The sequence below is a fragment of the Mesorhizobium sp. genome (assembly GCF_965229135.1).
GTDB lineage: Bacteria > Pseudomonadota > Alphaproteobacteria > Rhizobiales > Rhizobiaceae > Mesorhizobium.
This window is the reverse complement of record NZ_OZ245860.1, coordinates 3,911,581-3,938,081: the sequence shown is the minus strand read 5'-3', so window position 1 is coordinate 3,938,081 and position 26,501 is coordinate 3,911,581. Positions and strand designations below refer to the sequence as shown.

The window sequence follows — 26,501 nt, the reverse complement described above, 5'->3', positions numbered from 1 at the left end:
TGCCGGTGGGCACGCGCCCACCGGTCAATTGTCCGCCTCAGCCCGGTTCTCAGGCGGACTTGAAACGTGCCATCAGCTCGGCGCGGCCCGGATCGGTCAGCGTCGCCGCGGCGCCGAATTCGAGCGGCGTCAACAAGTCGGCGGCCGGATAGAGGATCGGATTGTCCAACACTTCCTTCGGCAGCAGCTTGTTGACGCGCGCGTCGGTCGACGGCGCGCCATTGGCAAGGTGTTCCTTCACCGCGACCCGCGGGTTCATCAAATAGTTGAGCAGCGCATAGCCGGCCGGCTTGTTGGGCGCATCCTTCGGGATGGCGTAGAAGTCGGTCCAGATCTCGCCGCCTTCCTTGCCCAGCACATAGGCGATCTCGGGGATGTCGCGATGCAGCTGTGCGCCGTCATTGGTCCAGCACATGGTCATCCAGGCATCGCCGGCGCGCATTCCCGGCTGATAGTCGGACGAGACCGCGAACAGATGCGGCTTGACCTTCAGCAGCAGTGCCTCGGCCTTGGCGAGTTCGTCCTGCTTCAGCGAGTTGAACGAATAGCCGTAATATTTCAGCGCATTGCCGATCGTGGTCAGCTGGTAGTCATGCACCATGGTGCGGCCGTCACCCTCGGCCATGGCCGTGTCCCAGAACTCCTTCCAGCTCGTCATCGGCTTGGCGAGCTTCTTGGTGTTGACGGCGAACCCGGTGGTGCCCCAGTTCTTCGGCACCGCGTAGATGACCTTGTCGATCGTGCCCTCGGCGGTGAAGCGCGGATCTTCCTGCGTGCCGTCGAAATTCGGCAGCTTCGCCATGTCCAGCGGCTCGATGATGCCGAGCTTCTTGTAGGTCGAGATCGTGTAGTTGGTCGGCACGAACAGGCTCCAGCCCGACGCGCCGGCCTGCAGCTTGGCCAGCATCTCCTCGTTGGAGCCGAACACGTTGACCTCGACGGCGACGCCGGTGTCCTTCTTGAAGTTCTCGAAGGTCTGCGGGTCATGGTAGTTCGGCCAGGTGGCGATCGACATGCGGTCGCCAAGGCTCTCGGCGGCAAAGGCCGGCGTCGGCATGATGCCGATCTCGCGCGCCATCACCGCTGTCGCGATTCCGAGGCCTGTGAGGCCAAGAAAGTCGCGGCGGCCAATCGAGCCGCGCTTGAGGCGCATCAGCTGGTCAACGAATTTCTCGGGGCTTATCGGCAGTCCATCACGATATGATTTCGACATGTTTGTTTACCCTCTGGTTGGTCCCGTTGTTATTGGTCTCCGGAAACGCCAGCGGCGTTCCAGCGGCAAAGCCGATGGCGACGGGTTCACCCGGCTTGAAGAGGTTTCCATGGCCGATCACATGGTCGGCCTTGGCGAGCAGCGTGCCCAGGCCCTGGACCTCGATGGCGTATTCCGCCGTCGAGCCCAGGAAGATGCGGTTGCGCACGATGCCCTTGAACGGGCCGCTCGTCGGAGCGCCGAGACTGAGCGTTTCAGGACGCAGGCTGACCGAGACGGCCTCGCCCTTCCGCAAGGCGGCCCGCTTGCGCGCCGCTATGACGGTGCCATCGGCCAGTGCCACCTCCACCAGATCGCCGGAATGCCCGGCGACGGTACCGCTCAACAGATTGGTCTTGCCGACGAAGTCGGCGACGAACAGGTCGGCGGGCTCGTCATAGATCTCGCTGGGTTGTCCGAGCTGGACGATACGGCCGCCATTCATGACGCAGACGAAATCGCTCATCGACAGCGCTTCCTCCTGATCGTGGGTGACCAGGACGAAGGTGATGCCGATCTCGCGCTGCAAATTCTGCAGCTCGATCTGCATGTCCGTGCGCAGCTTCTTGTCGAGTGCTGCCAGCGGCTCGTCGAGCAAAAGCACCGCCGGCTTGTTGACCAGCGCGCGCGCCAGCGCGACGCGCTGCTGCTGTCCGCCGGAAAGCTCGTGGATCTTGCGGCGGCCATAGCCGGCCAGCCGCACCATTTCGAGCGCTTCGCCGGCCCGCTGGCCGATCTCGCGTGACGACAACCGGGGGCGGGCCTGGCGCAGCCCATAGGCGACGTTGTCCTCGACATCGAGATGCGGGAACAGCGCGTATTGCTGGAACACCATGTTGACCGGCCGCCGGTAGGGCGGCGTGCCCGCCATGTCCTGGCCTCGGATCAACACCTGGCCTTCGCTCGGCTGCTCGAACCCGCCGATCATACGCAGGCATGTGGTCTTGCCGCAGCCGGACGGCCCCAGCAGCGCGACAAAGGCGGAGGGCGGTACCGTGAGGTCGATGCCGGTGACCGCGGTCACCGCGCCATAGCGCTTGGTGACGCCGCGAAACTCGATGTCGGGCACTGCGGTCAAAGGCTGAGGGCTCCAGCGACAGGGCAATTTCAGGACGCTACCAGAGCCAAGTGCGGCTAGTATATACCTCGCAGGTGGTATATCTGATCTATTTTATCGTTCAGAGGGGTATGATTGAGCGTGTCCCGAGGCGACGAATACAACCATCTCGCCCAGCTCGTCGCCGCGACCCGGGAGACGAGCGGCGAGCTCTTCGGCAAGGCCATGGTCGATTGGCTGCGGCAACATGTCGGCTTCGATCATTGCGTGATCTTCGGCTATCGCGGCGCCTCACGCCCAACGCTTCTGTTCGAAACCTTCTCGCCGGCCGAAAGCCACGTCTTCGTCGCGCTCTACCAGGAAGGGCCCTATCTGCTGGACCCGTTCCATCACGCGGCGGTCGAGCGCAAGGAAGGGTTCTGGCGCATGCGCGAACTGGCGCCGGACCGCTTCTATACCAGCGAATATTTCCGCTCCTATTACAGCCAGACCAGGCTGGCCGAGGAGGTCGGCTTCTTCGTGCCGCTGCCCGACAAGGACGCGCTGGTTATCTCGCTGATGAGGCTGCGTGCTTCCGGTCCGTTTGGAACCGCCGATGCCCGGTTGTTACGCGACATGGCGCCGGCAGTGATCAGCCTGGCCCGGCTGCGCTGGCCGGGCCTGCCGGTCGACGAACCCACGGGAACGAAGCTGGACGAGACGATTGCCTCGGTCAACGACTTCGACCGTGCGCATATCTGGCAGAGCCTGTCGCTGACGCCGCGCGAAAAGCATGTCGTCGACCTGGTGCTGCAGGGGCACTCGACCGAGTCGATCGCCAGGGCCATGCGCATCGTGCCGGGAACCGTGAAGGTCCACCGCCGCAACATCTACCGCAAGCTAAAGATCAAGTCGCAGGCAGGGCTCTTCGCACGCTTCGTCGAGATCATCGGCGCCCGGATAAGGTAGCTCGACCAGCCCAGCCACAGCTTGCCGGGCAATCGCTTCTGATTCGAACGCCTCTCACCCCATTTTCGAGGGTTGGCGCCGCCCCTCACCTGCCTGCCGGCATCCTCTCCCCGTATAGTGACGGGGAGAGGAGTGCTCGTTACCGGTTTCGCCAATCGTCAGCGTCGCAAGAAGAGCGCCCAGGTTGCGGCCGGGCACTTCTCCCCGTCACTATACGGGGAGAAGTGCCCGGCAGGGCGATGAGGGGCGGCGCTGACTTCGACAATTGAGTCTCCACCACGACTGTCGTCGATTGCCCATGGCGCTCGATCAGGGTACCTCGCCGTCCCACGAGCCGGTTTCGGCCATCCGTTTCAGCAACGGCGCCGGCTTGAAGACTTGCCTGCCGGTGCGCTCATGCCAATACTCGAGCCGTTCAACGATCTTGCCAGCCCCTTCCAGTCCGGCCCAGAACATCGGGCCGCCCTTGCCGATGGGAAAGCCGTAGCCATTGACCCAGACGACATCGATATCCGAGGCGCGGGCAGCGATCTTCTCCTCGAGGATTTTCGCGCCTTCATTGATCATCGGATAAAGCGTTCGCTCGATGATCTCCTCGGCGCCGATCGCTCGTGGCGCGATGCCCTTCTCCGCGGCCTTGGCGCGGATGAGCGCCTCGACCTCAGGATCGGCAACCGGCGTGCGCGCGCCAGCCTCATAAAGGTAGAAGCCCCTGCCGGTTTTCTGGCCGAAACGTCCCTGTTCGCACAGCGTGTCGGAGATGACAGCCGTGAGGCCCCGCGCCTTGCGATTGCGCCAGCCTATGTCGAGGCCGGCGAGATCGCCCATCTGGAACGGGCCCATCGGCCAGCCGAAATCGGTGAACGCCTGGTCGATCTGGCCGGGCGTTGCCCCTTCGAGCAGCAGCGCTTCGGACTCGGAGCCGCGCGCGGCCAGCATGCGGTTGCCCACGAAGCCGTGGCAGACGCCGACGACGACAGCCACCTTGCCGATGCGGCGCGCCATGTCGACGACGGTCGCCAGCGCATCGGGCGCGGTCTTGTCGGCGCGCACGATCTCCAAGAGCTTCATGACATTGGCCGGCGAGAAGAAATGCAGGCCGAGCACATCCTGCGGCCGCGAGATCGACGCGGCGATCTCGTTGATGTCGAGATAGGAAGTGTTGGTGGCAAGGATGGCGCCGGGTTTGGCCACGGCGTCGAGCTTGCCGAATACCTCCTTCTTCACCGCCATGTCCTCGAAGACAGCCTCGACGATCAGGTCGCACTCAGCGAGGTCGGCATAGTCGGTGGAGCCCTTGAACTGGGCGAGCCGCTCGCGCTTGGCCTCTTCGGTCAAGGAGCCGCGGGTGACGGACACGGCGTAGTTCTTCTCGATCGTGCCAAGCCCGCGCTGCAGCGCCTCATGGCTGGTTTCCAGCAGGGTGACCGGATAGCCGCCATTGGCGAAGGCCATGGCGATGCCGCCCCCCATCGTGCCGGCGCCGATGACGCCGACGCGGGCGATCCGGCGCTTGGGCGTATCCTTGCCCGGAATCTTTGCCGCCTCACGTTCGGCGAAGAACAGATGGCGCTGCGCCCGCGACTGTTCGCTGGCGACAAGCGTCACGAACAGCGCGCGCTCGGCCGCCAGTGCTTCGTCGAAAGGCAGCGTGACGGCGTTGCGCACCGCTTGAGCACAGGCGACCGGCGCCTCGAGCCCACGCGCTTTTTTGGCGAGCAACGCGGCTTCGGCATCGAAAGCCGCCAGATCGGTTTGCTCGAGCTCGTCATCGCGGTCGCGCACCGGCGTGAACGGGCCACCCTTGCGGGCTATTTCCCTGGCGAAGTTCACCGCATGGGCGGTCAGATCGCCCTGGAAGACAGCGTCGACCAGACCGTTGGCATGCGCCTCGTCCGCACCGATCGGCGCACCCGAGACAATCATCCTCAGCGCTTTCACCGCCCCGACAAGACGCGGCAGCCGCACCGTGCCGCCGCCGCCCGGCAACAGGCCAAGCTTCACCTCGGGCAAGCCGAGCTTGGCGCCGGCGTCAGCGACGCGGAAATGGCAGCCCAGTGCCAACTCGAGGCCGCCGCCGAGCGCGGTGCCGTGAATGGCCGCGACCGTCGGCTTGGCGATGGTTTCGAGCGTCACGATCAGCGCGCGCAGTTCGGGCTGCCGCACCGGCTTGCCGAATTCGGTGATGTCGGCCCCGGCAACGAAGGTTCGGCCGGCGCAGGCGATGACGATGGCCGCGACAGAGGCGTCATCGCGCAAGGCAACCAGCGCCTGCATCAGCGGCTCGCGGACATGAAAACTCAGCGCGTTGACCGGCGGATTGTCGATGGCGACGATGGCGACATCGCCGTCCCGGCTGACCTTCACGAAATCGGACACGCAAAACCTCCCAGCATGATGAGCGACCGTGGCCGCGCGCACGGGATTTACAGCGCGACGAAGCGGATGGGAACCGGCATGGCGCAATGATTAGCGTTGGCCGCCAGCCTCCGCCACGAGCATCTCCGGCATCGCGGCATTCAGAGTGCGCCCGCCGCGCCATGAGGCGAAGGCAGCGACCAGGTAGAGGATTGCCGAGAAGCTGAAGGCAAAGACCAGGCCATGCTTGAACGGTGCCGACATCAGTTCGGGGAAGAAGGCGTGGCCGGTCAGCGTGTCAATGCTCTGTTGCGGCAGCGCGTGCAGGACATCGGCCGGGATCAGCTCGCCCATCGGATTGTAGCCGAGGAAGGCGGCGAACAGGCTGGCGACCGGCGGCATGTTGGCGATCTGATGGGCAACGGCTTGCGGCACATGCTGCGCCAGCAGCCCGGCCTCCATGCTTTGCGGCAGGCTGGCGGCAAGGCCGACGATCATCAGGCTGAAGAACAGGCCTATCGACAGCACCTGCCCGGCATTGGTGGTGGTGGCACGCATGCCAGAGGCCTGGCCGCGTTCGCGCGCCGGCACCGAATTCATGATCTGCGTCGAGTTCGGCGCCACGAACAGGCCGGAGCCAAGGCCGTTGAGGAACAGCAGGGCGGCAAAGGCCGTGTAGGAGAAGTCGGCCGGCAGCGCCATCATCGCCACGAAGCTGGCCGCGCCCACCACCATGCCGCCCACGGCGAAAGGCACGCCTCCGACGCGGTCGGAGAAATAGCCGGACACCGGCCCGGCGATGAGGAAACCTATGGTCAGCGGCAGCATGAAGATCGCCGACCACAGCGGCGTTTCCTCGAACGAATAGCCATGCAGCGGCAGCCAGATGCCCTGCAGCCAGACGATCAGCATGAACTGCAGCCCGCCGCGCGCGATGCCCGAGGCGAGGTTGGCGATGTTGCCATAGGCGAAACCGGGAATGCGGAACAGTTTCAGGTCGAGCATCGGCTTGGCGACGCGTTGCTCGATGAACACGAAGGCGATCAGCGAAATGAAGCCGATGGCAAAGAGGGTCAGCACCTTGGGGCTGGTCCACGCCATGACCTGGTCGCCATAGGGCTGAAGGCCATAGGTGATGGCGGTGAGAATGAGCACGAGGCCGAGGCCGAAGCTGATATTGCCGAGCCAGTCGATCGTGTGGGTGGAACGGTTCGGCGCATCGTGCAGCTTCAGATAGGCCCAGACCGTGCCGACAAGGCCAAATGGCACATTGATCCAGAACACCAGCCGCCAGTCGGTGTCGGCGAGCAGGCCGCCGATCAGCAGGCCGATGAATTGGCCGCCGATGGCCGCCACGACGTTGATACCGAGCGCGAAGCCGCGCTCGTTTTCCGGAAAGGCATCTGTGAGCAGCGCCGTCGAATTGGCCATGATCAGCGCGCCGCCAATGCCCTGGATGATGCGCACCGATATCAGGTACATCGCGGCGAAGTCGCCTTGGCCGGGCAACAGGCTGAGCGCGATCGAGGCTGCGGTGAAGATCGCGAAGCCGAGATTGTACATCCTGGCCCGGCCGAACTGGTCGCCGAGCCGGCCGAAGGCGACCACCAGCACCGCCGTGGCGATCATGTAGCCGATGATCGCCCAGAGCAGATAGTTGATGTTGCCGGGATCGAGCGCCTTGAGGCCGATGCCGCGAAACACCGCCGGCAGGCTGATCAGTAGGATGGAGCCGTTGATGGCGGCGGCCAGCATGCCAAGCGTGGTGTTGCTCAGGACCATCCACTTATGGTTCCGCGGAAGGCTCTCTAAGGCGGCGTTCATGATGACGACTTTCGAAGGTGCTGGCGTGATCCGGGCCGGCGCTATATATGAGGATGATCTCAGGTTTGGAAATATGAGGATGGCCTCGCAAAAAGCAAGAGCCTCGGTGTCAAATCCGCGTGCACCGCAGCAAAAAAGAGGACGCGAGCGGGTCGCGGCGCTGATGGCGAGCGCGGCACAGCTGTTCGTCGAGAAGGGTTTCGACGCCACGACGATGACCGAGATCGCCGCGCGGGCGGGTGCGGCCATCGGCACGCTCTACCTGTTCTTCCCGACCAAGGAGGCGTTGGCAGAGGCTATTCTGGCGGAGCATGCGGAAGCCCTGTCCACGCAACTGGACGCCTTGCAGGAACGCGCCAAAGGCCTCGCGCCAGCGGCGATCGCCGATGCACTGTTCGATGTGCTCGGCGCCTTCCTCGCCGCGCATCCTGCCTATTCGGCGCTGCTCGACCTTCCCGGCGACGATGGCTGGCGGCGCCAGATGCGCGCGAGACGGCGGGCGCAGATCGCGGCTTTGTTCGCGCGGGCCGAACCATCGCTGCCGCCGGGCCAGGCGGAGCGGCTGGCCGTCATCGTGCCGCAGCTGATGCGCATTCCGCTGGCGCTGGTCGGTGAAAAGAGATTGCGCGACGGCGTGCTGGAGGAATTGCGGCTGATGCTGGCGCGGCATCTGGGCGAGGTTGCGACGGAACGGTAAATTTACCGGACCGCCTTCTGCCCACCGGCAGCCGTGATCACGCCCACAATGATCAGCCCCGTCAACAGTAGCCGCACCCCGGCGCTGACGCCGAATGTGTTGAGCATGGTCAAAAGCAGCACCAGGAACAATGCCGCGCCCCAGACGCCGGGGACGTTGGCCTTGCCGCCGGCGACCGATGTGCCGCCGATGACGACGACGGCGATGGAGGCCAGCAGATATTCATTGCCGATATCGACATTGGCGCCACGGAAATAGCCTGCGAGCAGTGCGCCGTCGATGCCGCCGAGCGCCCCCGAAAGCGTGTAGGTGAGGAAGCGGATGCGGCCGACATTGACGCCGGCAAGCCACGCGGCGCGGATGTTCTGGCCGATCGCCAGCACCGAGCGGCCATAGACCATGCGCTGCAGGGCGATGGCAGCACCGATGGTGAACAGCACGGTGAGGATCGCCAGCACCGGAATGCCAAGGACCTGCCAGTTGGCGAAGTCGGCGAAACCCGGCGGCGGCTTGATCTGCAGCCCGCGCCCGTAGCTGATGTCGATCGACTGGATGATGAAGCTGGCCGACAGCGTGGCGATGATCGGCGGAATGCGCAACGCCCAGATCAGCAGATAGTTGACGGCGCCGACCGCCATGCCGCAGGCGAGTGCAGCCAAAAGCCCGACCGCGATCATGGAATCGTTGCCGTCCATCACTTTCATCGCGACGGCGCTGGCAAGGCCGATATTGGCCGGCAGCGAAAGGTCGACATTGCCGGGGCCAAGCGTGATGACGAACATCTGCCCGACGCCGACGATTACGGTGAAGACGGCAAGCGAAAGTGCGGCCGTGATCATGCCGCCCGCGCCATGGCCGCCGGTGAACACAATAGTCGCCAGCCATACCAGCAGCGCGCCGAGGAATGACCAGATCCAGGGTTTGGCGAGCAGGGATTTCACCAATGTCATCGCTCACCCCTCCCTGCGGCTGATCAGCACCCGCGCCGCCAGCACGATGATCAGGATGGCGCCGTTCGCGGCCACCTGCCAGTCGGGCGGGATGTGCATGAAGGTGAGCAGTGGCGAGGCGGCCAGTGCCAATGTCAGCGCGCCGATCACCGCGCCGATCGGCGACACGCGGCCACCGACGAATTCGCCCCCACCAAGGATGACGCCGGCAATCGCCAGCAGCGTGTAGCCATTGCCGATATTGGCATCAGCCGAAGTGGTGATGCCGATCAGGGCCATGCCAGACAGCACGCCAAAGACGCCGGCCAGCGCGAAAAGCACGATCTTGGTCTTCAGCAGCGACCAGCCGGCGCGCCCAAGTGCGGCCGGATTGCCCCCCGAGCCGCGCAGGATGACGCCATAGGACGTGCGCATCAGGCCGAAATGGACAATGAGGCCGACCAGCAGCGCCGCGATGATCGGGAATGGCACGAAGGGCGGTTTGAAAGCCATGATCGCCAGCAGCCAGTCCGGCGCCTTGCCGCCCGGTTTCGGCAGGACGAGAATGGCGAGCCCCTGCCAGACGAAGCTCATGCCCAGCGTCACCACGATCGAAGGCAGGTTGCGCAGATGGATGAGCGCGCCGAGCAGCGCATAGACCCCGATCGATCCGAGCAGGATGGCGGCGCCGACGAGCGGCGCGTCCTTCAGCCATGTCGCGGCGACACAGCCGACGAAACCGACAAAGGTGCCAATCGACAGGTCCAGTTCATTGCCGGCGATGACGAACATCTGCGCGATCGTCGCCAGCGCGATCGGGATCGCCAGGTTCAGCATCAGGCTGAAGCCGAAATAACTGATGGCGCGCGGGTTGAGCCAGGCGATGGCGATCAGCACGATCGCCAGCGACAGCGCCGGCAGCAGCCCGCGCAGCAGGCGGGCGCGCGCCAGCGCTCCACGCTCGGCGTAATTCCTGGCGGTGGTGTCGAGGCTGGCGGCAGTCATCTCAGGCCGCATCGCCGAAGGAGGACTGGATGATCTTCTCCTCGGTCAGCTCGTCGCGACGCAGATTGGCAACGATCCGGCCGTTCTTGAAGACATGGATGTGGTCGCAATTGTCGAGCTCTTCGGTTTCGGTCGTGTACCAGAGGAAGGTGCGGCCGCGCCCGGCCTCCTCGCGGATGAGGTCGTAGACTTCGAGCTTGGTGCCGATGTCGACACCGCGCATCGGATCGTCCATCAGCACGATCTGGGCGTCGGAGCCGAGCGCCCGGGCAAAAAGCGCCTTCTGCTGGTTGCCGCCCGACAGCGAAAAGATGTTGTTGTTCATGTCCGGCGTGCGGATGCCGATCTTCTTGCGCCAGAACTCGGCGAGTTCGGCCTCGCGCCGGGGCGAGATCAACAGCCCGCCGCGCAACCGTGCCAGCGAGCGGATGCCGATATTCTCCGCGATCGACCATTGCGGGAAGATGCCATCCGACTGCCGGTCGCCGGCGACCAGTGCCACCGGCGCGGTGACCTCGATGCCGGGCCGGGCGCGTGATGCCGCCGTAAAGATCGCCAGCAACAGGTCCGTCTGGCCGTGGCCCGCCAGACCGGCGAGGCCGATGATCTGGCCCGCATGCGCCACGAGTTCCTTGCCGTCCTCCTGGCGAACCGGCCGGGCCCTGACCCTGAGGACGCCGGTCGCCGGCCGGGCGCTCGCGATCGCCGCCTGCTTGCGAGCCTCCGCTCCGCCCATTGCCGCCACCAACCTGTCGCGATCGAAGGTATTGGCCGCGGCGGCGGCCACGATCTTGCCATCGCGCATCACCACGATGCGGTCGGCATTGCCGAGCACCTCGCCCAGCAGATGCGAGATCAGGATGCAGCTGCGCCCGCTGGCGACGAAGCGCCGGACGAAGGCCAGCAACTGCCCCGCCGTATGGGCGTCGAGCGACGATGTCGGTTCGTCGAGGATGACCAGTTCGAGCGGATCCTGCGTCACGGTGAAAGCGCGCGCCACCTCGACCATCTGACGCCGGCCGATCGAAAGGTCGCCTGCTATGTCGGCCGCCGAGATGGTATGGCCCGGGAAGATCTCGTCAAGCTTGGCGGTGATGAGATCCGCCGCCTTGCGCCGCCAGCCGACGCCGCGCAGCGACGGGTGGTTGATGCGTGTGTTCTCGGCGACGCTGAGATTGGGACACAACGACAGTTCCTGGAACACGCAGCGTATGCCAAGCCTCTGCGCGCGTGGCACGGAATAGTCTTGCTCCATGCCGCCGCGCACCGCGATCCGGCCGCTGTCGGGCAACAACGTGCCCGCCACCATGTGCATGAGCGTCGACTTGCCCGCGCCATTGTGGCCGACGAGACCGACACACTCCCCGGAACGAACGCTGAAATCGACACCGTCAAGCGCGCGGACAGCGCCGAAATGCTTTGCGGCGCTGTCCAGCCTGATGATGTCCGCACTTGCCCCGGACCGTGTTTCAGTCATGCTTGGCGGTACCCGGTGGCAATACGGGCGGCAACGATAGCCGGTGACTCACTTGATGTTGGCTTTGATGGCCGCCATGGCATCGGCTTGCGTGTATTCGTGGCTGGCTACGCCGCCCTTGACGATCTTCGGCAGTTCGGCCTCGAAATCGTCCTGGGTGAAGGCGAGGTAGGGCACCAGCAGGTCGTGCGGAATGTCGGTGCGGCCGTCGAGGACCTGCTGCGCCACCCAGAAAGCGAGTGACGATACACCGGGGGCGATGGAAGCCGACCAGGTCTTGTATCCGTCCTTGTCCTTCTGTTCCTTCCACCACTGCAACTCGTCCTGGCGATTGCCCATGATGATGGTCGGGCGCGGCTTTCCGGCAGCGGCGAAAGCCTGTGCCGCGCCATAGCCGTCGCCACCCTGATCGACGATGCCGACGACATCCGGAAGCGATGGCAGGATCGTCGCGACCGCCTTCTGGGCCGTGGTCTGGTCCCAGTCGCCCGTGACAGAGCCGACGATCTTGAACTCGGGATGAGCGGCGATGCCTTCCAGGATTCCGGCATGGATAGCATCATCGATCGACGTGCCGGCCAGCCCGCGGATTTCCAGCAGATTGCCGCCCTTGGGCTGGAACTTGGCCATCTGCTCGACTTCCTGCTTGCCCATGTCCTTGAAGTCGACGACGACACGATAAGCGCACGGTTCGGTCACCGTGCCGTCGAAGGAGACGACGACGATGCCGGCGGCGCAAGCCTGCTTGATGGCGCCGTTCAGCGCGTCCGGGGAAGCGGCGTTGATGACGATAGCGTCATAGCCCTGCAGGATGAGGTTCTGGACCTGGGCCGCCTGGGTCGGCACTTCCTTGTCGGCCGTCGTGAAGATGTCGGCGGCCGCGACGATCTTGTCGGCAACCGCCTTCTTGGTGACGATCGCATAGCTGTCGAGCATGGCCTGCCGCCAGGAATTGCCCGCATAGTTGTTTGAGAAGGCGATCTTCTTGCCGCTGGTATCCGCGGATGCGGTGCCTGACGCGAGCATGGCGGCAAGGGCGCCCAAGACGAACAGTTTCTTCATGTCGTACTCCTCCCATGAGTTTATTGGTCTGGCTGATTTTGGTGGCTGATGCGGTTCCGTCCCTGTTTTTTATCTATTGTCAGACAAATGCAGATGATCACGCTTGTCAACTGCGATCGGTGAGAGTTTGACGATCAACTTGCGGTGCAATGATTGAAAAGACTTCGCGTACTGGTCTAGGGATTGCGGGCAGGAGACCGAAATCAAGATGGCAGAAGCGCCGACCGTTGCTCTGGGCGCCCCGGGAATTCCGGCGCGTTGGACGTCAAGCGCCAAGAGCGGGGTCGGAACGGCGTTTTCGCCAACCGGCCGCGTCTGGTTCACGATCAGCCACGGCATCCTCAACGAGGTCTACTATCCGCGTGTCGACAGCGCCTGCACACGCGACATGGGACTGCTCGTGACCGGCCCCGGCGGATATTTCTCCGAAGAGAAACGCGACGCCGGGCACAGGATCGAACCCTTCGAGGAAGGCGTCCCCGCCTACAGGCTGGTCAACACCGCTGCCGATGGCGCCTACCGGATCGAAAAGCGCATCCTCGCCGATCCGGCGCGTCCGGTCCTGCTGCAGGAAATCGAGTTCACGCCGCTCAAGGGCGTCGCCGGCGATTACCATGTCTACACGTTGCTTGCCCCGCATCTCGTCAATGCCGGCATGGGCAACACCGCCTGGGTCGCCAAGCACAAGGGCGAGACGATGCTGTTCGCATCAGGGCGCGGCACATGCCTGGCGCTCGCTTCGTCCGTGCCTTGGGCCGCGTGCTCGGCCGGTTATGTCGGTGTCTCCGATGGCTGGCAGCAACTCCAGCATACGGGCCGGCTCGATCCGGCTTCGCTTCGGGCCGAAGACGGCAATGTCGCGCTGACCGGCGAGATCGGCTTTTCGGCTGGAAAGACCAAGGCCGTGCTGGCAATGGGTTTTGGGGCGACGCCCGAGGAAGCCGCCGACAACGCCCTGGCCAGCTTGAAACGGGGTTTTCCAGCCGCGGCCAAATCCTATGTCGAACAGTGGCGCAAATGGCAGACAAGCCTGCTGCCCCTCGACCGGCGCGCCGCATCCGGCATCAACCCCTATCGCGTCAGCACCGCTGTCCTGGCGACGCATCGTTCGTCGGCAAAGCCCGGAGCGACCGTCGCCAGCCTGTCGATCCCCTGGGGCTTCAGCAAGGGCGATGACGATCTCGGCGGCTACCATCTGGTCTGGCCGCGCGATCTGGTCGAAACCGCCGGTGGTTTCATGGCCGCCGGCGACCTCGACGAAGCACTGCGGATCCTCACCTATCTTCGCACCATCCAGGAGGCGGACGGCCACTGGCCGCAGAATGTTTGGCTGGACGGAACCGCCTATTGGCCGGGCATCCAGATGGATGAATGCGCCTTCCCGCTGCTGCTCGCCGACGCACTGCGCCGCGCCGGCCATCTGCCCCGCGCCAAGCTGGTCTCCTTCCTGCTGATGATCGAGCGGGCGGCGTCCTACATCGTCAAGAACGGTCCCGTGACGGGTGAAGACCGCTGGGAAGAGGATGCAGGCTACAGCCCTTTCGCACTGGCCGTGGAGATCGCGGCACTCCTTGCCGCGGCCGACATTCTCGACGCCTGCGGCAAGGCGGAGCCGGCAAACTATCTGCGCGAAACCGCCGACAGCTGGAACGACCAGGTCGAGCGCTGGACCTATGTGACCGGCACCGACCTCTCAAGCCAAGTTGGCGTCGCCGGCTACTATGTGCGCATCGCCCCGCCCGATACCGCCGACGCCGCGTCACCCAAGGACGGCTATGTGCCGATCAAGAACCGGCCGCCCGGCGACACCGACCGGCCGGCCGAGGCCATCGTCAGCCCGGACGCGCTGGCGCTTGTCCGCTTTGGCCTCAGGGCCGCCGACGATCCGCGCATCGTCGACACCGTCAAGGTCATCGATGCCCGGCTCCGTTGCGACCTGCCGCAAGGACCGCTCTGGTACCGCTATACCGATGATGGCTATGGCGAACATGAGGACGGCGCCCCTTTCGACGGCACCGGCCAGGGCCGGCCATGGCCGCTGCTGGCCGGCGAACGCGCCCACTACGAACTGGCGGCGGGCAACAATGCCATGGCGGAAAGCCTGCTCAGGACACTGGAGTCTTCGGCCGAACCCGGCGGCCTGCTGCCGGAACAGAGCTGGGATGGTCCCGACATGCCGCAGCGCGAATTGCGGCTGGGCGGACCGACGGGTAGCGCCATGCCGCTGGTCTGGGCGCATTCGGAGCATATCAAGCTGTTGCGTTCGCTTCGCGACGGCGCCGTCTTCGACATGCCGCCGCAAGGCGCCAAGCGCTACATCGAGGACAGGACCACATCGCCGCTTCGGACATGGCGGTTCAACAACAAGCTGCGCACGATCCCGTCCGGCAAGCTGCTGCGGATCGAACTGCCGACCCGTGCCGTGATCCGCTGGAGCATCGACGGCTGGGCGACTTCCGCCGAAAGCAACACGGCTGAAAACGCCTTCGGTGTTCATCTGGCGGACCTTCCGGTCGCGACTGCCTACGCCGATACCAACGTCATTTTCACTTTTCACTGGCTCGATGCCGACTGTTGGGAGAATGTCGACTTCTCCGTCGGCATCGAAGGCTAGAACCCGAGACAGTCACTAGATCTTCCCTCAAGAAACCAGGACGAGAACATGCAGATCGGAATGATGGGACTTGGCAGGATGGGCGCCAACATGGTCCGCCGCCTGATGCGTGACGGCCACGAATGCGTCGTCTACGACATCAACGCGGCCAGCGTCGACGCGCTGGTGAAGGATGGTGCCTCCGGGGCGTCGTCGATGGAGGAGTTCATCGGCAAGCTGGCCAAGCCGCGCTGCTTGTGGCTGATGCTGCCGGCTGCGATCACCGGCAAGGTCGTCGACCAGGCGGCGGGCCTTATGGAGCCCGGCGATATCATCATCGACGGCGGTAATTCCTACTATCACGATGCCGTCGACCAGGCCGCGAAACTCGCCACCAAGGGTATCCATCTTGTCGATGTCGGCACCAGCGGCGGTGTCTGGGGCCTGGAGCGTGGCTACTGCCTGATGATCGGCGGTCCCGACGTGGCGGTACAGCACCTCGATTCGATCTTTGCCACGCTGGCGCCCGGCGCCGATGCCGGTGCGCCCGCGCCCGACAAGGCCGGCGGCACGGCGCCCTTCGGCTACCTGCATTGCGGCCCGAGCGGCGCCGGCCATTTCGTCAAGATGGTGCACAACGGCATCGAATATGGCGTCATGGCCGCCTATGCCGAAGGCATGAACATCCTGAAATCCGCCAATGCCGGCAAGCGTCAGCGAACGGCTGACGCCGAGACCAGCCCTCTGGAAAACCCGCAATACTACCAGTTCGACATCGACCTGCCCCAGGTGGCCGAGGTCTGGCGCCATGGCAGCGTCATCGGCTCGTGGTTGCTCGATCTCACCGCCGGCGCCCTGAAGAGCGATCCGGCCCTGGCACAGTTCGGTGGCCGCGTCTCGGATTCCGGCGAAGGCCGCTGGACGCTGAAGGCGGCGATCGACACCGGCGTGCCGGCGCCGGTTCTGTCCTCGGCCCTGTTCGACAGGTTCTCCTCGCAGGGCGAATCCGAATTCGCCGACAAGTTGCTCTCGGCCATGCGCTACGCCTTCGGCGGCCATCTCGAGAAGCCCAAGGCCGGCTCGTGACGGCGGACAGGGAGACACGCTCATGAGCCAGGAACGTTCCGACACGCTGGTGCTCTTTGGAGCAACCGGCGATCTCGCCCACAAGAAGATCTTCCCCGCGCTGTATGCCATGGTCGCCAAGGGGACCCTCACCGAGCCGGTGATCGGCGTCGCCTTCGACCCTTGGGACCTGAAGCAGTTGCAGGCACGCGCCCGCGACGGCATCGTCAACGCCCTTGGCGGCATTGACGAGAAGGTCTTCGCCAAGCTCGCTTCGCTGCTTCGCTATGTCAGCGGCGACTACAAGGATTCCGGCACGTTCGAGAAGCTGAAAAGCGCGCTCGGGACCGCACACCGCCCCCTGCATTACATGGCGGTGCCGCCGAACATGTTCGAGACGGTGGTCCAGGGGCTGGAGCAATCGGGCACCGCGCAGGGTGCGCGGTTGATGGTGGAAAAACCCTTCGGCCACGATCTGCAATCGGCACGCTGGCTGAATCGTGTCCTGCATCTGGTGTTCGACGAACAATCGATCTTCCGCATCGACCATTATCTCGGCAAGGAAGCGATCCAGAACCTGCTCTACTTCCGCTTCGCCAATTCATTTCTCGAGCCGATCTGGAACCGCAACTTCGTTGAAAGCGTGCAGATCACCATGGCCGAGGATTTCGGCGTCGAGGGACGCGGCCGCTTCTACGACGAGGTCGGCTGCATCAGGGACGTCATCGAGAACCACCTTCTCAACATCCTCCTGCTGCTCGCCATGGAGCCGCCGGTCGGCCGCTCCGCCGACGACCTCATCGACGAGAAGGTGCAGGTCCTCCGCGCGATCCGCACGCTGACCAAGGACGATGTCGTGCGCGGCCAGTTCAAGGGCTATCTCCAGGAGCCCGGCGTGGCGCCGAATTCGCCGGTCGAGACCTTCGCGGCGGTGCGTTTCTTCGTCGATACCTGGCGCTGGCAGGACGTGCCGTTCTTTATCCGCGCCGGCAAGAACATGCCGGTGCACGTCACCGAGGTGGTGGTGCGGCTGAAGCGGCCGCCGCTCGATGTCTTCGATCCGATCAAGCCCGGCGATGCCAACTATGTGCGCTTCCGCATCGATCCGCAGGTGGTGATCGCCATAGGCGCGCAGCGCAAGGCGCCCGGCGACGACATGGTCGGCGAGCAGGTGGAACTGACCGCGCTCGACCACAGCAAGGCCGAAATGCCGCCCTATGAAAGGCTGATCGGCGACGCCATGAACGGCAACGGCCAGTTGTTCACCCGCCAGGATGCGGCCGAACTTGCCTGGCGCATCGTCGGTCCGGTTCTCGGCGACACCACGCCGCCGCATCTTTACGAGCCGAAAACCTGGGGCCCGGCGGACGCCATGGTCGGCTTCGGGCCGCCCGATGGCTGGATCGATCCGGTAAAATAGTTCTTCGGAGGGGAAGCCATGAAACGTCCGGCAAAGACCGCGCCAGCCAATCGAAAGATCGTGCTTTCGATCGATATCGGCGGATCGCACGTCAAGGTCCTCACCAGCGCCGGCGGCGAGGAGCGCCGGGCCGATTCCGGGCCTGGCCTCACGCCTCGGCAGATGATCGAGACGGTAAACAAGCTCGCCGAAGGCCTGTCATACGACGTCATCTCCATGGGCTATCCCGGCCCCGTTCGCGACAACAAGCCGGTGAAAGATCCTGCAAATCTCGGCAAGGGTTGGGCGGGGTATGATTTCGCCGCGCAATTCGGCAAACCGGTGAAGATCGTCAACGACGCCACGATGCAGGCCATTGGCAGCTATGAGGGCGGGCGCATGCTGTTCCTGGGCCTTGGGACCGGCCTCGGCGCCGCGATGATCCTCGTCAATGTCGCCCAGCCGATGGAGCTCGCGCATCTTCCCTACAGGAAGGGCGGCAGCTTCGAGGATTATATTGGCGAACGCGGTCTTGAAAAACGTGGTAAGAAGAAATGGCGCAAGCATGTTTTCGACGTTGTCGACAGGCTTCGCGCCGCCCTGCAGCCCGACTATGTGGTCATCGGCGGCGGTAATGTCGAAAAGCTTGACGTACTACCTCCTGATTGCAGGCGCGGTGACAACACACGCGCCTTCGAAGGCGGTTTTCGACTATGGAGCGACAACGCACCTGTCGTCTGATATTATTACGGATTAGTATAGTCGTTCAAAATAACGTGTGTTACAGCACTAATCATTGCGCTGCCCAGATTTGCCGACTAGGAATCCGCCAGTCCACCGACGGAGAAAATAGTTTGGCCGACGATAGCAACAACGCTCGCAAAGAGATCGACCTTCTCGAGCTGACCGCCCATATCGTGTCCGCCTATGTCGAGAAGAACCGCTTGCCGGCGTCCGGCCTGGGCGACCTTATCGCCAGCGTCAGCGCTTCGATAAGCGGCCTTGGAAAGCCGGTTGAACCGGCTCCGGTGCCGCTTGTCCCTGCCGTCAATCCGAAGAGGTCGGTAACGCCGGATTATATCATCTGCCTGGAAGACGGCAAAAAATTCAAATCCTTGAAGCGCCACCTGGGCGTTCATTTCGGACTGACACCGGACGCCTATCGCGCCAAGTGGGGCCTGCCTTCCGACTATCCGATGGTCGCTCCCAACTATGCCGCGTCACGCTCGGAACTGGCGAAGTCGATCGGCCTTGGCCGCAAGATCGAGCCGGCAGCCGCGCCCGCCAAGGCCAAGCCGCGCAAGGCCAAGGTTCCAGCCTAGGCGACCACTGCCGACTGACATCCGTCTTCCATGCTGGCCCGATGCATCGTATCGGGCCAGACCTATCTTTTGCGTACATCGCCCCATAGAGATCTGGCTTCAGTCCAGAACAGCTCCGGGGGGATGCGATCATGAACTACGCAAGAATGGTGATCGAGAAAGAGGCGCCGGAAGAATACGGCTACGACCGCATCCGCTACAACCTTTCCGAAAGCTCCATCACCGACCAGAAGCTCTCCGACATCGGCCTGTCGCTTCCCGATCTCACGCTTTTCTATGGCGAACACCGGGGCGACAAGGATTTGCGGGCGCTGATCGCCGCGCAGGATGAGATCATCTCGCCCGATGATGTATTGGTCACCGCGGGTGCCGCGGGTGCGCTGTTCATCATCTCGACTTCGCTCCTGTCCGAGCGCGACCACCTTGTCGTCATCCGGCCCAACTATGCCACCAACATCGAGACGCCCCGGGCGATCGGTTGCGCCATCAGCTATGTGGACCTGGCTTTCGAGGACGGGTTCGCGATAGATGTCGCGCGTGTCGCGGCGGCGATACAACCGAACACCAGGCTGATCAGCGTCACCTGTCCGCACAATCCGACCGGCACCATGATGGACCGCGCCGACCTCGACGCACTGGTGGCGCTCGCTGACAGCAGCAACTGCCATCTGCTGGTCGACGAGACTTATCGCGATCTTTCCTATGGAAGGCGATTGCCGTCGGCGGCGTCGCTGAGCACACGGGCGATCAGCGTGTCGTCACTGTCCAAGGCCTTCGGCATTCCCGGCATCCGCATCGGCTGGCTGGTCACGCGCGACAAGGCGCTGCAGGAACGGTTCCTGGCCGCCAAGGAACAGATCGGCATCTGCGGCAGTGTCATCGACGAGGGTATCGCGCGCGGCATGCTTGAGCGCCGCGACAGCTTTCTGGCGACGCTTCTGCCCGAAATGGCCAGGCGTCGCGACATCGTCCAGGCCTGGATCGATCGCGAACCGCTGGTCGACTGGGTGCGCCCTGAAGGCGGTGTCGTCGGCTTCCCGCGCCTCAATGTCGATCCCGGCTTCGACCTCGACCGGTTCTATGTGAACCTGCTGGAAAATCACGGCACCTATGTGGGGCCCGGCCACTGGTTCGAAATGCCCAAGCACTTCTTCCGCGTGGGCTTCGGCTGGCCGACGGAAGCGCAATTGCGCGCGGGCCTCGACGCCATTTCAGCCGCGCTTCGGCGGTAAGGTCGGCTGCTATTTGGCAAAGCCGACCGAAAATTCCTGATCAAACAGCGGTTTTTTTGCGCGCGTCGCGTGCTGAACTGCGATAATAACCAAATTGGCCGGAACAGCGCCCATTCGGGAAGTGCCCCGCCTGCCAATGCCATCGCAACGGGGCCTCTCTCAATGATATCAGAACAAACCTCGCCGGAGCCGCGTTACGCCGCGTTCCGGCACAAAGCCTTCCTCAGCTACTGGACGGCGCGCTTCCTCACCACCTTCGCGACCATGATCGTGTCCGTCGCCGTCGGCTGGCAGGTCTATGATTTGACGCGCAAGCCCTTCGACCTCGGCATTGTCGGCATCGTCCAGTTCCTGCCGTCGCTGCTGCTGGTGCTGGTCACGGGTGTCGTCGCCGACCGCTTCGGGCGCCGGCTGATCATGGCACTGGCGACCTCGGTCGAGGGAATCTGCGCCCTCCTCCTGCTGTTCCTGACGCTGCGCGGTCTGGTCAGCCCGTTGCCGATCTTCGCCGTGCTGGCGATATTCGGAACGGCGCGCGCCTTCTTCGGGCCTGCCTCGTCGTCGCTGTTTGCCAATCTGGTGCCGCCGGAGGATTTCGGCAATGCGATCGCCTGGAACTCGTCGGCGTGGCAGACGGCAACGATCGTCGGCCCGGTCGCCGGCGGCCTGCTTTACGGCGTCTCGCCCGAGCTCGCTTACGCAATCGCAGCCGCCCTGATGCTGGTTGCCGCGCTTTTGATCTTCACCATCCCGAAGCCTGTCCAGCAAACCGCCACCGACAAGCCGACGATGGAGACGCTGTTTGCCGGCTTCCGCTACATCTGGGGCGAGAAGATCGTGCTGGGCGCCATCTCGCTCGACCTCTTCGCCGTGCTCCTGTCAGGCGCCTCGGCATTGCTGCCGATCTATGCACGCGACATCCTGCAACTCGGGCCTTGGGGCCTCGGCCTGCTGCGCTCGGCGCCCGGCATCGGCGCCATCTGCGTCGCGGTGTGGCTCGCCGGGCACCCGATCCGCAACCATGCGGGCGTGATCATGCTGGGCTTCGTCGCGGCGTTCGGCGCCTTCACCGTGCTGTTTGGCCTCTCGACCATCACCTGGCTGTCGATCGTCGCCCTTGCCTTCCTAGGCGCCACCGACATGTTCAGCGTCTATATCAGGGAAACGCTGATCCAGTTGTGGACGCCGGACGAGGTGCGCGGCCGCGTCAACGCCGTCAACCAGGTCTTCGTCGGTGCTTCCAATGAAGTCGGTGAGTTCCGCGCCGGGACGATGGCCGCGCTGATCGGCACCGTGCCGGCCGTGGTAATCGGTGGCGTCGGCGCCATCGCGGTCGCCGGCCTGTGGGCCTATCTTTTTCCGCAATTGCGCAAGGTTCGCCACCTCAACGGACGCAACTGACGTTGAGCAAGATCCATCACTTCGTCACAGGAACTCCCATGATCACCTGTTACCTGAAATATGTCATCGACCCCTACAAGCTTGCCGAGTTTGAGGAATATGGCCGCCGCTGGATCGGCCTGGTCGACCGCCTCGGGGGAAACCATCATGGCTATTTCCTTCCAAGCGAAGGGGCGAACAATATCGCCTATGCCATGTTCAGTTTTCCGAGCCTTGCCGAATACGAGGACTATCGCAAGCGGATGGCTGCCGACCCGGAATGCCAGGAGGTGTTTGAAACGGAAAAACGCAATCGCAGCATTCTAAGCTACGAGCGCAGCTTCCTGCGGCCGGTGCTCGAACCGTAGAGCCTGTTCCATCCCGATGGAATCGGGATTGGGCTCTATCTGTTTGTTTGAACATGATCTCTGGACAAACGGCAACCGTTTGTCCGAGAAAACCGGGTTCCACTTTTCGGGATCATGCTCCAGGGAGCTCTATAAGAGAGGGCTACCGCACCACCGGTCTACCGAAGATCAGATGCAGGAATTCGCCCAGCCAGCGTTTGAGATGCATGTCCCAGATCAGTCTTCCGCCGAGATGATCGCGGCCTGGCTGGGCGCCAGGCAGCTCGAACCTGTGCTCGCCGTGCACCACCCAGCGGTGCATCATCGCCCTGGTCAATTCACCATGGAACTGGATGCCCCAGGCATTGTCGCCATAGCGAAAAGCCTGGTTGGGATAGGTCTCGGCGGTTGCCAGAAGCGTCGCCTCTTTCGGCAGCGAGAAGCCCTCGCGGTGGAACTGGTAGACCATTTCCGGCCAGTGCATCAGCTTCTTGCCCGCCTCTGTCGCTTTCAGCGGATACCAGCCGATCTCGACCAAACCTTCGTCATGCCCCTCGACCTTGCCGCCGAGATGGTTGACCAGCATCTGCGCGCCTAGGCAGATGCCGAGGAACGGCCGGTTCTCCTTCAGGGGGATATCAAGCCAGGCGGTTTCGCGGCGGACGAATTCATCCCCGTCATTGGCGCTCATCGGTCCGCCGAACACCACCGCGCCGGCGTGGCCCTCCAGCGTTTCCGGCAAGCCGTCGCCAAGCGGCGGACGGCGGATATCGAGATCGAAGCCGGCCTCCAGCAACATATGCCCAACGCGGCCGGGGCTCGACGTCTCCTGATGCAGAACGACCAGAATTGTTGGCTTCGAACGCTGTCTTGTCGGCAAGCGAACCTCGTCCCGCTCTATTCGTCGCTCGACGTTCCGGTGGCGCCCGGCGCATGCGCCGCAGCCCTGCGGCGGGCCTCGACCCGGTCGTGGCGTTCGACGCCGATCAGTTCGGCGACACGCCAGACTGTGTTGTCTTCGAGCTCGTGCAATTCGCCGTCGGCATAGACGATCTCCCACATCAGGCCGATGAAGGCCTTGCGCGCATCGGCGTCGAGGTGGCGCTTCAACACGCTGGTGAAGGCATAGAGGTCGATCGCCTCATTGTCGGCGCGCTCGCCGGCAGCCGCCAGAGCCTCCAGTTCCGCGCCGCTGATCGAATAGCTTTCCGCCAGCACCTCCTTGAAGCGTTCCCATTCGACATCCTGGCGCACGCCGTCGGCGCTCATCACATGATAGAGCAGCGCCGAGGCGGCAACGCGCGGATCATCCGCGCTGGGACGGGCACCGGCGCCGATCGGCAATTCCTTCAGAAACGACAGAACGCGTTCGAACATCAAGCATTTCCCATTCGTGGAGACCTGTCGCCAGGAGCACTGCCTTCAGGATCGGGCCTCATCAAAACAAGCGAAACCGGCGTTGTGATTTCTCCGCCTCGTCGTCCGGGTCGACGCCGGGATCGTCTGGCAAGCGCGCCAGTTCCTCCGCCGGTTCGACGGCCTCCGCATTGGTCGGCACGGCTGCAAAAGCGGCCGCGGTCACCGGCGTGACGTGATCGCTGTCTCCGGCCACGGCTTGCCCCGCCGGCTCGTCGGAGGAAATCGTCGCATGATCGATTGTCTCGGGCGCGCTTTCGCGCGCCACCGGTGCGGCGATGGCCGCCGCCGCGATTTCCGTCGTGTCATCATGGCTGTCGATCAAATGGCCGAGGCGCTCCATCGGCGCGCGCCATTCGAAGGCGTCGAGCTTGCCGGTGACCGGCGAGACCGGCGCCCAGTGTTCCGAGATGACGCCGTCGGTGACCCAGGCAGGATCGCGCGGCGCGCGCACCGCCTTGGAGAGGAGCTGCCGCACCTTGCCCTGGTCGCCGGTTTCGGCTTCCTCGATGTCGGCCAGCAGCAGATACGCGCCTTCGCGGCGGTCCATCCTGATCGCCGCTTCCGCCTCGCGGCGCGCCGTCTTGTAATCCTGTGCATCAAGTGCCGCGCGCGCCACGGTCAGCGAGGACTCGGCGTGGTTCTTCTTCAGCTCCTGCAGCTTCTTCGCCCGGTTCAGCCGGTCGAGCACGGCGTCGCCCGGGCGGGCATGGGTATAGAGTTCGGCGATCTCCGGATGCGGTTCGGCCTTCCAGGCCGTTTCGAGGATCTTGGAACCCTTGCGTACGTCTTTCTGGCGAAACAGGGCCTTGGCCGCGATGACCGCCGCCGGTGCGAAATCCGGGCGCAGCCTGTTGGCCTCGACGGCCGCCGCCTTGGCCCCGTTGGGATCGCTGTCGATCAAGGCATGCGCCTTGGCGGTGAGCAGCACGGCGCGGCGCCGGTTGGCGGCGTCGCGCTCGATCTGCCGCGTCGATTTCTGCGCCTCGACCAGTTTCAGCGCACCGTCCCAATCGCCGCGCTGGGTCAGCTCTTCCAGCGTCGATTCGGCGGCCCAGGCGAGTTGCGGCGCCATCACCGCCGCACGGCCGGCATAGTGCCGGGCGGCATTGCGATCACCCAGGCGTTCGGCTTCGAGATAGAGGCCTCGCAGGCCGAGCAACCGCATTTCGGGATCGTCCAGCATGCTCTCGAATTTTTCCCGCGCGCCCTCGTGGTCGCCTTCGAGCAGCGAGGCCTGCGCCTCGAGCAAGTGTATCAGCGGCTCCTGGTCGGAGCGGATGAGCTTGGCCGCTTCCTTGGTCTTCTTGCGGGCCAGGACACCATCGCCGGCGCCGGCGGCGATCATGCCGGTCGACAATGCCTGATAGCCACGGTCGCGGCGGCGCACCCGGAAGTAGCGCGAGATGGTGTAGGGACTGTTCCACAGCGACTTGACCAGCCACCAGAGGATCATCACCGCCGCGACCACGGCGACGACGGCCACGGCCGCGACCATCAGGCTAACCTGGTACTGATAGCCATTGAAGGTGATGACCATGTCACCGGGACGGTCGGCCAGCCAGGCAAAGCCGAGCCCGAGAGCGAAGACGACGACAAGGAAGATGAGAATTCGGATCATCGTCAGGTCCTCACGCCTTCATCGCGCCGGCAATCAGCGCCTCGATCTGCGTCTCGACATCCATGCGCGCCTTCAGTTTGCCGGCAAAGTCAGCGCCCGCCGCCTTGGCCGCATCGGGCAGAGTGCCATATTCGCTGAGCGCCTTGGCATAGTCGCCCTGGGTGACAGCCACCTCCATGCGCGCGACGGTCTGCGGAACGCCGGTGCCCTCGACGGCGCCGACCGGCCGGACCTTGACCAGCGATTCGGCGCTGGACATCAGATTTTGCAGGAAGCCGGCATTCTGGTCGACGGGCCGCGCCGCGGCGATCATGGCGGTGGCGGCGGCATCCGCGCCGGCGGTGATTTCGGCCCGGGTCGGCACCCCCTTCTCCGCATAGGCGCGCAGTGTCGCGAGCTGCGGCGCGTCCGGTGCGATCGCGGCAAAGGTTTCAAGCTCGGCATTGAAGGGTGCGCCACGGTCGAGCGCGGACTTCAGCGCGGAAGCGGCGATGGCAAGCGCGATCTTCGGCTGCGACGCCTGCGCCTCCACCTTGCCGGACAGCTGCGACACGGATTGCTCCAGCGCCGCAAGGCGGCCCTGCTGGGCAGTCGCCGTCTCGCCGGCGGATTTGACCAACGCGTCAAGCCCCGCGAGTTTCTCGTTGAGCGGGCCGAGATCGACAGGCGCCTTGCTGCTGGCCTGGTCAAGTGCCGCGACAGCCGTTTCGATCTGCTTGACCTTGTCGCCAAGCGCCGCAAGGGCTGCGCTGTCGCCCGCATTCCCGGATCCCGCAGCCGATTTAAGAGCCGCGACATCGGCCTTCACCTGGTCGAGGGCCGACGACAGGCCGTCGACCTTGGCCGACGCGTCGGTGTTGCCGGCCGCCTGCTTGGCCCCCGCGATCTCGGATCTCAGGGCGGAGATCTGACTGTTGACGCCATCGAGCGACACGCCGGCGGAACCCGGCGCGCCGAGCACGCCGGCGAACTGCAGGGCACCAGCCCCGACCAGCGCGATGACACCGCCGATGACGCCGGCCGCGATGCCGTTGATGCCCCCACGCTTCGGTTGCGCTGCCATGGTCTCTTCCCTCGTCGCGGATTTTGGTGGCGCGGCCGCGGCGGGACCGGTCTTTGGAGTTGCATCCTCGAAACTGTAGTCGAATCCCGTCGCACGATCGGCCGGATCTTCCGATCCGGTCGGATAGCTGGGCTTCGAATCGTCGCCGCCCTCGGATTCCGTGGATTTCTGCCCGGCGGACTGCTTGGTCCCGGTGGCGTCGGTGTGTTCCCATGGTTCCAGATCGGTCTGGTCGGCATGCACCGGTTCCGCCGGCACCTCCGGCTGCGAGGCCTCCTTGGCCTGGCCGGTATCCTCGATCTCGGCCTTGCCGGAATCCTCGCCGACAATGCGCGAGACGGCGCCGGGCTCTAGTTCGATCGTCACCGGCTCGCGGCGGCTTTTCGAATGTCGCATCTTCGGCGTCTTGACCATGCTTTGGGCTCCGCAAAATTCGCTTCGGGATGGTTCAAAA

Annotated in this window: 22 protein-coding genes; 10 read left to right on the top strand and 12 right to left on the bottom strand. The window is 64.3% G+C overall.

Annotated elements, in window-relative coordinates; genetic code table 11:
* Positions 1–49: 49 nt before the first annotated feature.
* Both ACO07C_RS18715 and ACO07C_RS18710 read right to left on the bottom strand, forming a co-directional pair.
* The gene (locus tag ACO07C_RS18715) at positions 50–1,213 is read right to left on the bottom strand and encodes an ABC transporter substrate-binding protein (RefSeq protein ID WP_421915643.1); all 1,164 of its coding nucleotides are present in this window, start codon (positions 1,211–1,213) and stop codon (positions 50–52) included.
* Positions 1,194–2,330, bottom strand: a complete 1,137-nt coding sequence (locus ACO07C_RS18710; protein WP_421915642.1) for an ABC transporter ATP-binding protein — start codon at positions 2,328–2,330, stop codon at positions 1,194–1,196. Before ACO07C_RS18710 ends, ACO07C_RS18715 begins: the two co-directional genes overlap by 20 nt.
* A gap of 120 nt (positions 2,331–2,450) precedes the next feature.
* On the opposite strand from ACO07C_RS18710, the gene ACO07C_RS18705 reads away from it, so the two are divergent.
* Positions 2,451–3,257 (top strand): LuxR C-terminal-related transcriptional regulator, encoded by an 807-nt coding sequence (locus tag ACO07C_RS18705; protein WP_421917565.1) that lies wholly within the window; start codon positions 2,451–2,453, stop codon positions 3,255–3,257.
* A gap of 309 nt (positions 3,258–3,566) precedes the next feature.
* Here ACO07C_RS18705 and ACO07C_RS18700 read toward each other — a convergent pair whose 3' ends face one another.
* Together ACO07C_RS18700 and ACO07C_RS18695 are read right to left on the bottom strand one after the other, a co-directional pair.
* The gene (locus ACO07C_RS18700) at positions 3,567–5,636 is read right to left on the bottom strand and encodes a 3-hydroxyacyl-CoA dehydrogenase NAD-binding domain-containing protein (RefSeq protein WP_421915641.1); all 2,070 of its coding nucleotides are present in this window, start codon (positions 5,634–5,636) and stop codon (positions 3,567–3,569) included.
* A gap of 90 nt (positions 5,637–5,726) precedes the next feature.
* Positions 5,727–7,397, bottom strand: a complete 1,671-nt coding sequence (locus ACO07C_RS18695; RefSeq protein ID WP_421915640.1) for an MFS transporter — start codon at positions 7,395–7,397, stop codon at positions 5,727–5,729.
* A 121-nt stretch (positions 7,398–7,518) separates the two neighbouring features.
* Between ACO07C_RS18695 and ACO07C_RS18690 the strand changes: the two genes are divergently transcribed.
* The gene (locus ACO07C_RS18690) at positions 7,519–8,136 is read left to right on the top strand and encodes a TetR/AcrR family transcriptional regulator (RefSeq protein ID WP_421915639.1); all 618 of its coding nucleotides are present in this window, start codon (positions 7,519–7,521) and stop codon (positions 8,134–8,136) included.
* A 2-nt stretch (positions 8,137–8,138) separates the two neighbouring features.
* On the opposite strand, the gene ACO07C_RS18685 is transcribed toward ACO07C_RS18690, so the two are convergent.
* The 4 genes from ACO07C_RS18685 to ACO07C_RS18670 are packed head-to-tail and all read right to left on the bottom strand — an operon-like array spanning position 8,139 to position 12,609.
* Entirely contained in the window at positions 8,139–9,086 is a 948-nt protein-coding gene (locus tag ACO07C_RS18685; RefSeq protein WP_421915638.1) for an ABC transporter permease, read from the bottom strand.
* 3 nt (positions 9,087–9,089) lie between these two features.
* Positions 9,090–10,070, bottom strand: a complete 981-nt coding sequence (locus ACO07C_RS18680) for an ABC transporter permease (RefSeq protein ID WP_421915637.1) — start codon at positions 10,068–10,070, stop codon at positions 9,090–9,092.
* Between the two features lies 1 nt (position 10,071).
* On the bottom strand, positions 10,072–11,547 hold the full coding sequence (locus ACO07C_RS18675) for a sugar ABC transporter ATP-binding protein (protein WP_421915636.1): 1,476 nt from the start codon (positions 11,545–11,547) through the stop codon (positions 10,072–10,074).
* Between the two features lie 48 nt (positions 11,548–11,595).
* Positions 11,596–12,609 (bottom strand): substrate-binding domain-containing protein, encoded by a 1,014-nt coding sequence (locus tag ACO07C_RS18670; RefSeq protein ID WP_421915634.1) that lies wholly within the window; start codon positions 12,607–12,609, stop codon positions 11,596–11,598.
* Between the two features lie 208 nt (positions 12,610–12,817).
* Between ACO07C_RS18670 and ACO07C_RS18665 the strand changes: the two genes are divergently transcribed.
* The 8 genes from ACO07C_RS18665 to ACO07C_RS18630 all read left to right on the top strand — a co-directional run bounded on the left by ACO07C_RS18665 (position 12,818) and on the right by ACO07C_RS18630 (position 21,968).
* Entirely contained in the window at positions 12,818–15,223 is a 2,406-nt protein-coding gene (locus ACO07C_RS18665; RefSeq protein WP_421915633.1) for a glucan 1,4-alpha-glucosidase, read from the top strand.
* Positions 15,224–15,271: 48 nt separating this feature from the next.
* On the top strand, positions 15,272–16,288 hold the full coding sequence (gene gnd, locus ACO07C_RS18660; protein ID WP_421915632.1) for a phosphogluconate dehydrogenase (NAD(+)-dependent, decarboxylating): 1,017 nt from the start codon (positions 15,272–15,274) through the stop codon (positions 16,286–16,288).
* 22 nt (positions 16,289–16,310) lie between these two features.
* Positions 16,311–17,687 carry a glucose-6-phosphate dehydrogenase gene (gene zwf / locus ACO07C_RS18655; protein ID WP_421915631.1) on the top strand — a complete coding sequence of 459 codons (1,377 nt, stop codon included), beginning with the start codon at positions 16,311–16,313 and terminating at the stop codon, positions 17,685–17,687.
* Positions 17,688–17,705: 18 nt separating this feature from the next.
* Positions 17,706–18,407, top strand: a complete 702-nt coding sequence (locus ACO07C_RS18650; RefSeq protein WP_421915630.1) for an ROK family protein — start codon at positions 17,706–17,708, stop codon at positions 18,405–18,407.
* Positions 18,408–18,520: 113 nt separating this feature from the next.
* On the top strand, positions 18,521–18,988 hold the full coding sequence (locus ACO07C_RS18645; protein ID WP_421915629.1) for a MucR family transcriptional regulator: 468 nt from the start codon (positions 18,521–18,523) through the stop codon (positions 18,986–18,988).
* A gap of 131 nt (positions 18,989–19,119) precedes the next feature.
* Positions 19,120–20,220: an aminotransferase class I/II-fold pyridoxal phosphate-dependent enzyme gene (locus ACO07C_RS18640; protein WP_421915628.1), complete on the top strand. Its 1,101-nt coding sequence runs from the start codon at positions 19,120–19,122 to the stop codon at positions 20,218–20,220.
* Positions 20,221–20,382: 162 nt separating this feature from the next.
* A complete protein-coding gene (locus ACO07C_RS18635) occupies positions 20,383–21,621 on the top strand; it encodes an MFS transporter (protein ID WP_421915626.1) in 1,239 nt (412 codons plus the stop codon).
* 38 nt (positions 21,622–21,659) lie between these two features.
* Positions 21,660–21,968 (top strand): NIPSNAP family protein, encoded by a 309-nt coding sequence (locus tag ACO07C_RS18630; RefSeq protein ID WP_421915625.1) that lies wholly within the window; start codon positions 21,660–21,662, stop codon positions 21,966–21,968.
* Between the two features lie 142 nt (positions 21,969–22,110).
* Here the strand turns inward: ACO07C_RS18630 and ACO07C_RS18625 are convergent, their stop codons facing one another.
* The 4 genes from ACO07C_RS18625 to ACO07C_RS18610 form a co-directional block, all read right to left on the bottom strand.
* A complete protein-coding gene (locus ACO07C_RS18625) occupies positions 22,111–22,827 on the bottom strand; it encodes a glutamine amidotransferase (RefSeq protein WP_421915624.1) in 717 nt (238 codons plus the stop codon).
* A 17-nt stretch (positions 22,828–22,844) separates the two neighbouring features.
* Complete coding sequence (locus ACO07C_RS18620; RefSeq protein ID WP_421915623.1) at positions 22,845–23,324, bottom strand: TerB family tellurite resistance protein; 480 nt, start codon at positions 23,322–23,324, stop codon at positions 22,845–22,847.
* A gap of 61 nt (positions 23,325–23,385) precedes the next feature.
* Complete coding sequence (locus tag ACO07C_RS18615) at positions 23,386–24,984, bottom strand: heme biosynthesis protein HemY (RefSeq protein ID WP_421915622.1); 1,599 nt, start codon at positions 24,982–24,984, stop codon at positions 23,386–23,388.
* A 10-nt stretch (positions 24,985–24,994) separates the two neighbouring features.
* A complete protein-coding gene (locus ACO07C_RS18610) occupies positions 24,995–26,461 on the bottom strand; it encodes a COG4223 family protein (protein WP_421915620.1) in 1,467 nt (488 codons plus the stop codon).
* Positions 26,462–26,501 lie beyond the last annotated feature (40 nt).

What these genes read in the sequence shown, in the direction of transcription:
- ACO07C_RS18715 (WP_421915643.1), bottom strand. Translation starts at nt 1,213, where the DNA reads ATGTCGAAATCATATCGTGATGGACTGCCGATAAGCCCCGAGAAATTC.
- ACO07C_RS18695 (WP_421915640.1), bottom strand. Translation starts at nt 7,397, where the DNA reads ATGGTCCTGAGCAACACCACGCTTGGCATGCTGGCCGCCGCCATCAAC.
- ACO07C_RS18690 (WP_421915639.1), top strand. Translation starts at nt 7,519, where the DNA reads ATGGCCTCGCAAAAAGCAAGAGCCTCGGTGTCAAATCCGCGTGCACCG.
- ACO07C_RS18685 (WP_421915638.1), bottom strand. Translation starts at nt 9,086, where the DNA reads ATGACATTGGTGAAATCCCTGCTCGCCAAACCCTGGATCTGGTCATTC.
- ACO07C_RS18680 (WP_421915637.1), bottom strand. Translation starts at nt 10,070, where the DNA reads ATGACTGCCGCCAGCCTCGACACCACCGCCAGGAATTACGCCGAGCGT.
- ACO07C_RS18675 (WP_421915636.1), bottom strand. Translation starts at nt 11,547, where the DNA reads ATGACTGAAACACGGTCCGGGGCAAGTGCGGACATCATCAGGCTGGAC.
- ACO07C_RS18670 (WP_421915634.1), bottom strand. Translation starts at nt 12,609, where the DNA reads ATGAAGAAACTGTTCGTCTTGGGCGCCCTTGCCGCCATGCTCGCGTCA.
- ACO07C_RS18665 (WP_421915633.1), top strand. Translation starts at nt 12,818, where the DNA reads ATGGCAGAAGCGCCGACCGTTGCTCTGGGCGCCCCGGGAATTCCGGCG.
- gnd (WP_421915632.1), top strand. Translation starts at nt 15,272, where the DNA reads ATGCAGATCGGAATGATGGGACTTGGCAGGATGGGCGCCAACATGGTC.
- zwf (WP_421915631.1), top strand. Translation starts at nt 16,311, where the DNA reads ATGAGCCAGGAACGTTCCGACACGCTGGTGCTCTTTGGAGCAACCGGC.
- ACO07C_RS18650 (WP_421915630.1), top strand. Translation starts at nt 17,706, where the DNA reads ATGAAACGTCCGGCAAAGACCGCGCCAGCCAATCGAAAGATCGTGCTT.
- ACO07C_RS18640 (WP_421915628.1), top strand. Translation starts at nt 19,120, where the DNA reads ATGAACTACGCAAGAATGGTGATCGAGAAAGAGGCGCCGGAAGAATAC.
- ACO07C_RS18635 (WP_421915626.1), top strand. Translation starts at nt 20,383, where the DNA reads ATGATATCAGAACAAACCTCGCCGGAGCCGCGTTACGCCGCGTTCCGG.
- ACO07C_RS18630 (WP_421915625.1), top strand. Translation starts at nt 21,660, where the DNA reads ATGATCACCTGTTACCTGAAATATGTCATCGACCCCTACAAGCTTGCC.
- ACO07C_RS18620 (WP_421915623.1), bottom strand. Translation starts at nt 23,324, where the DNA reads ATGTTCGAACGCGTTCTGTCGTTTCTGAAGGAATTGCCGATCGGCGCC.
- ACO07C_RS18615 (WP_421915622.1), bottom strand. Translation starts at nt 24,984, where the DNA reads ATGATCCGAATTCTCATCTTCCTTGTCGTCGTCTTCGCTCTCGGGCTC.
- ACO07C_RS18610 (WP_421915620.1), bottom strand. Translation starts at nt 26,461, where the DNA reads ATGGTCAAGACGCCGAAGATGCGACATTCGAAAAGCCGCCGCGAGCCG.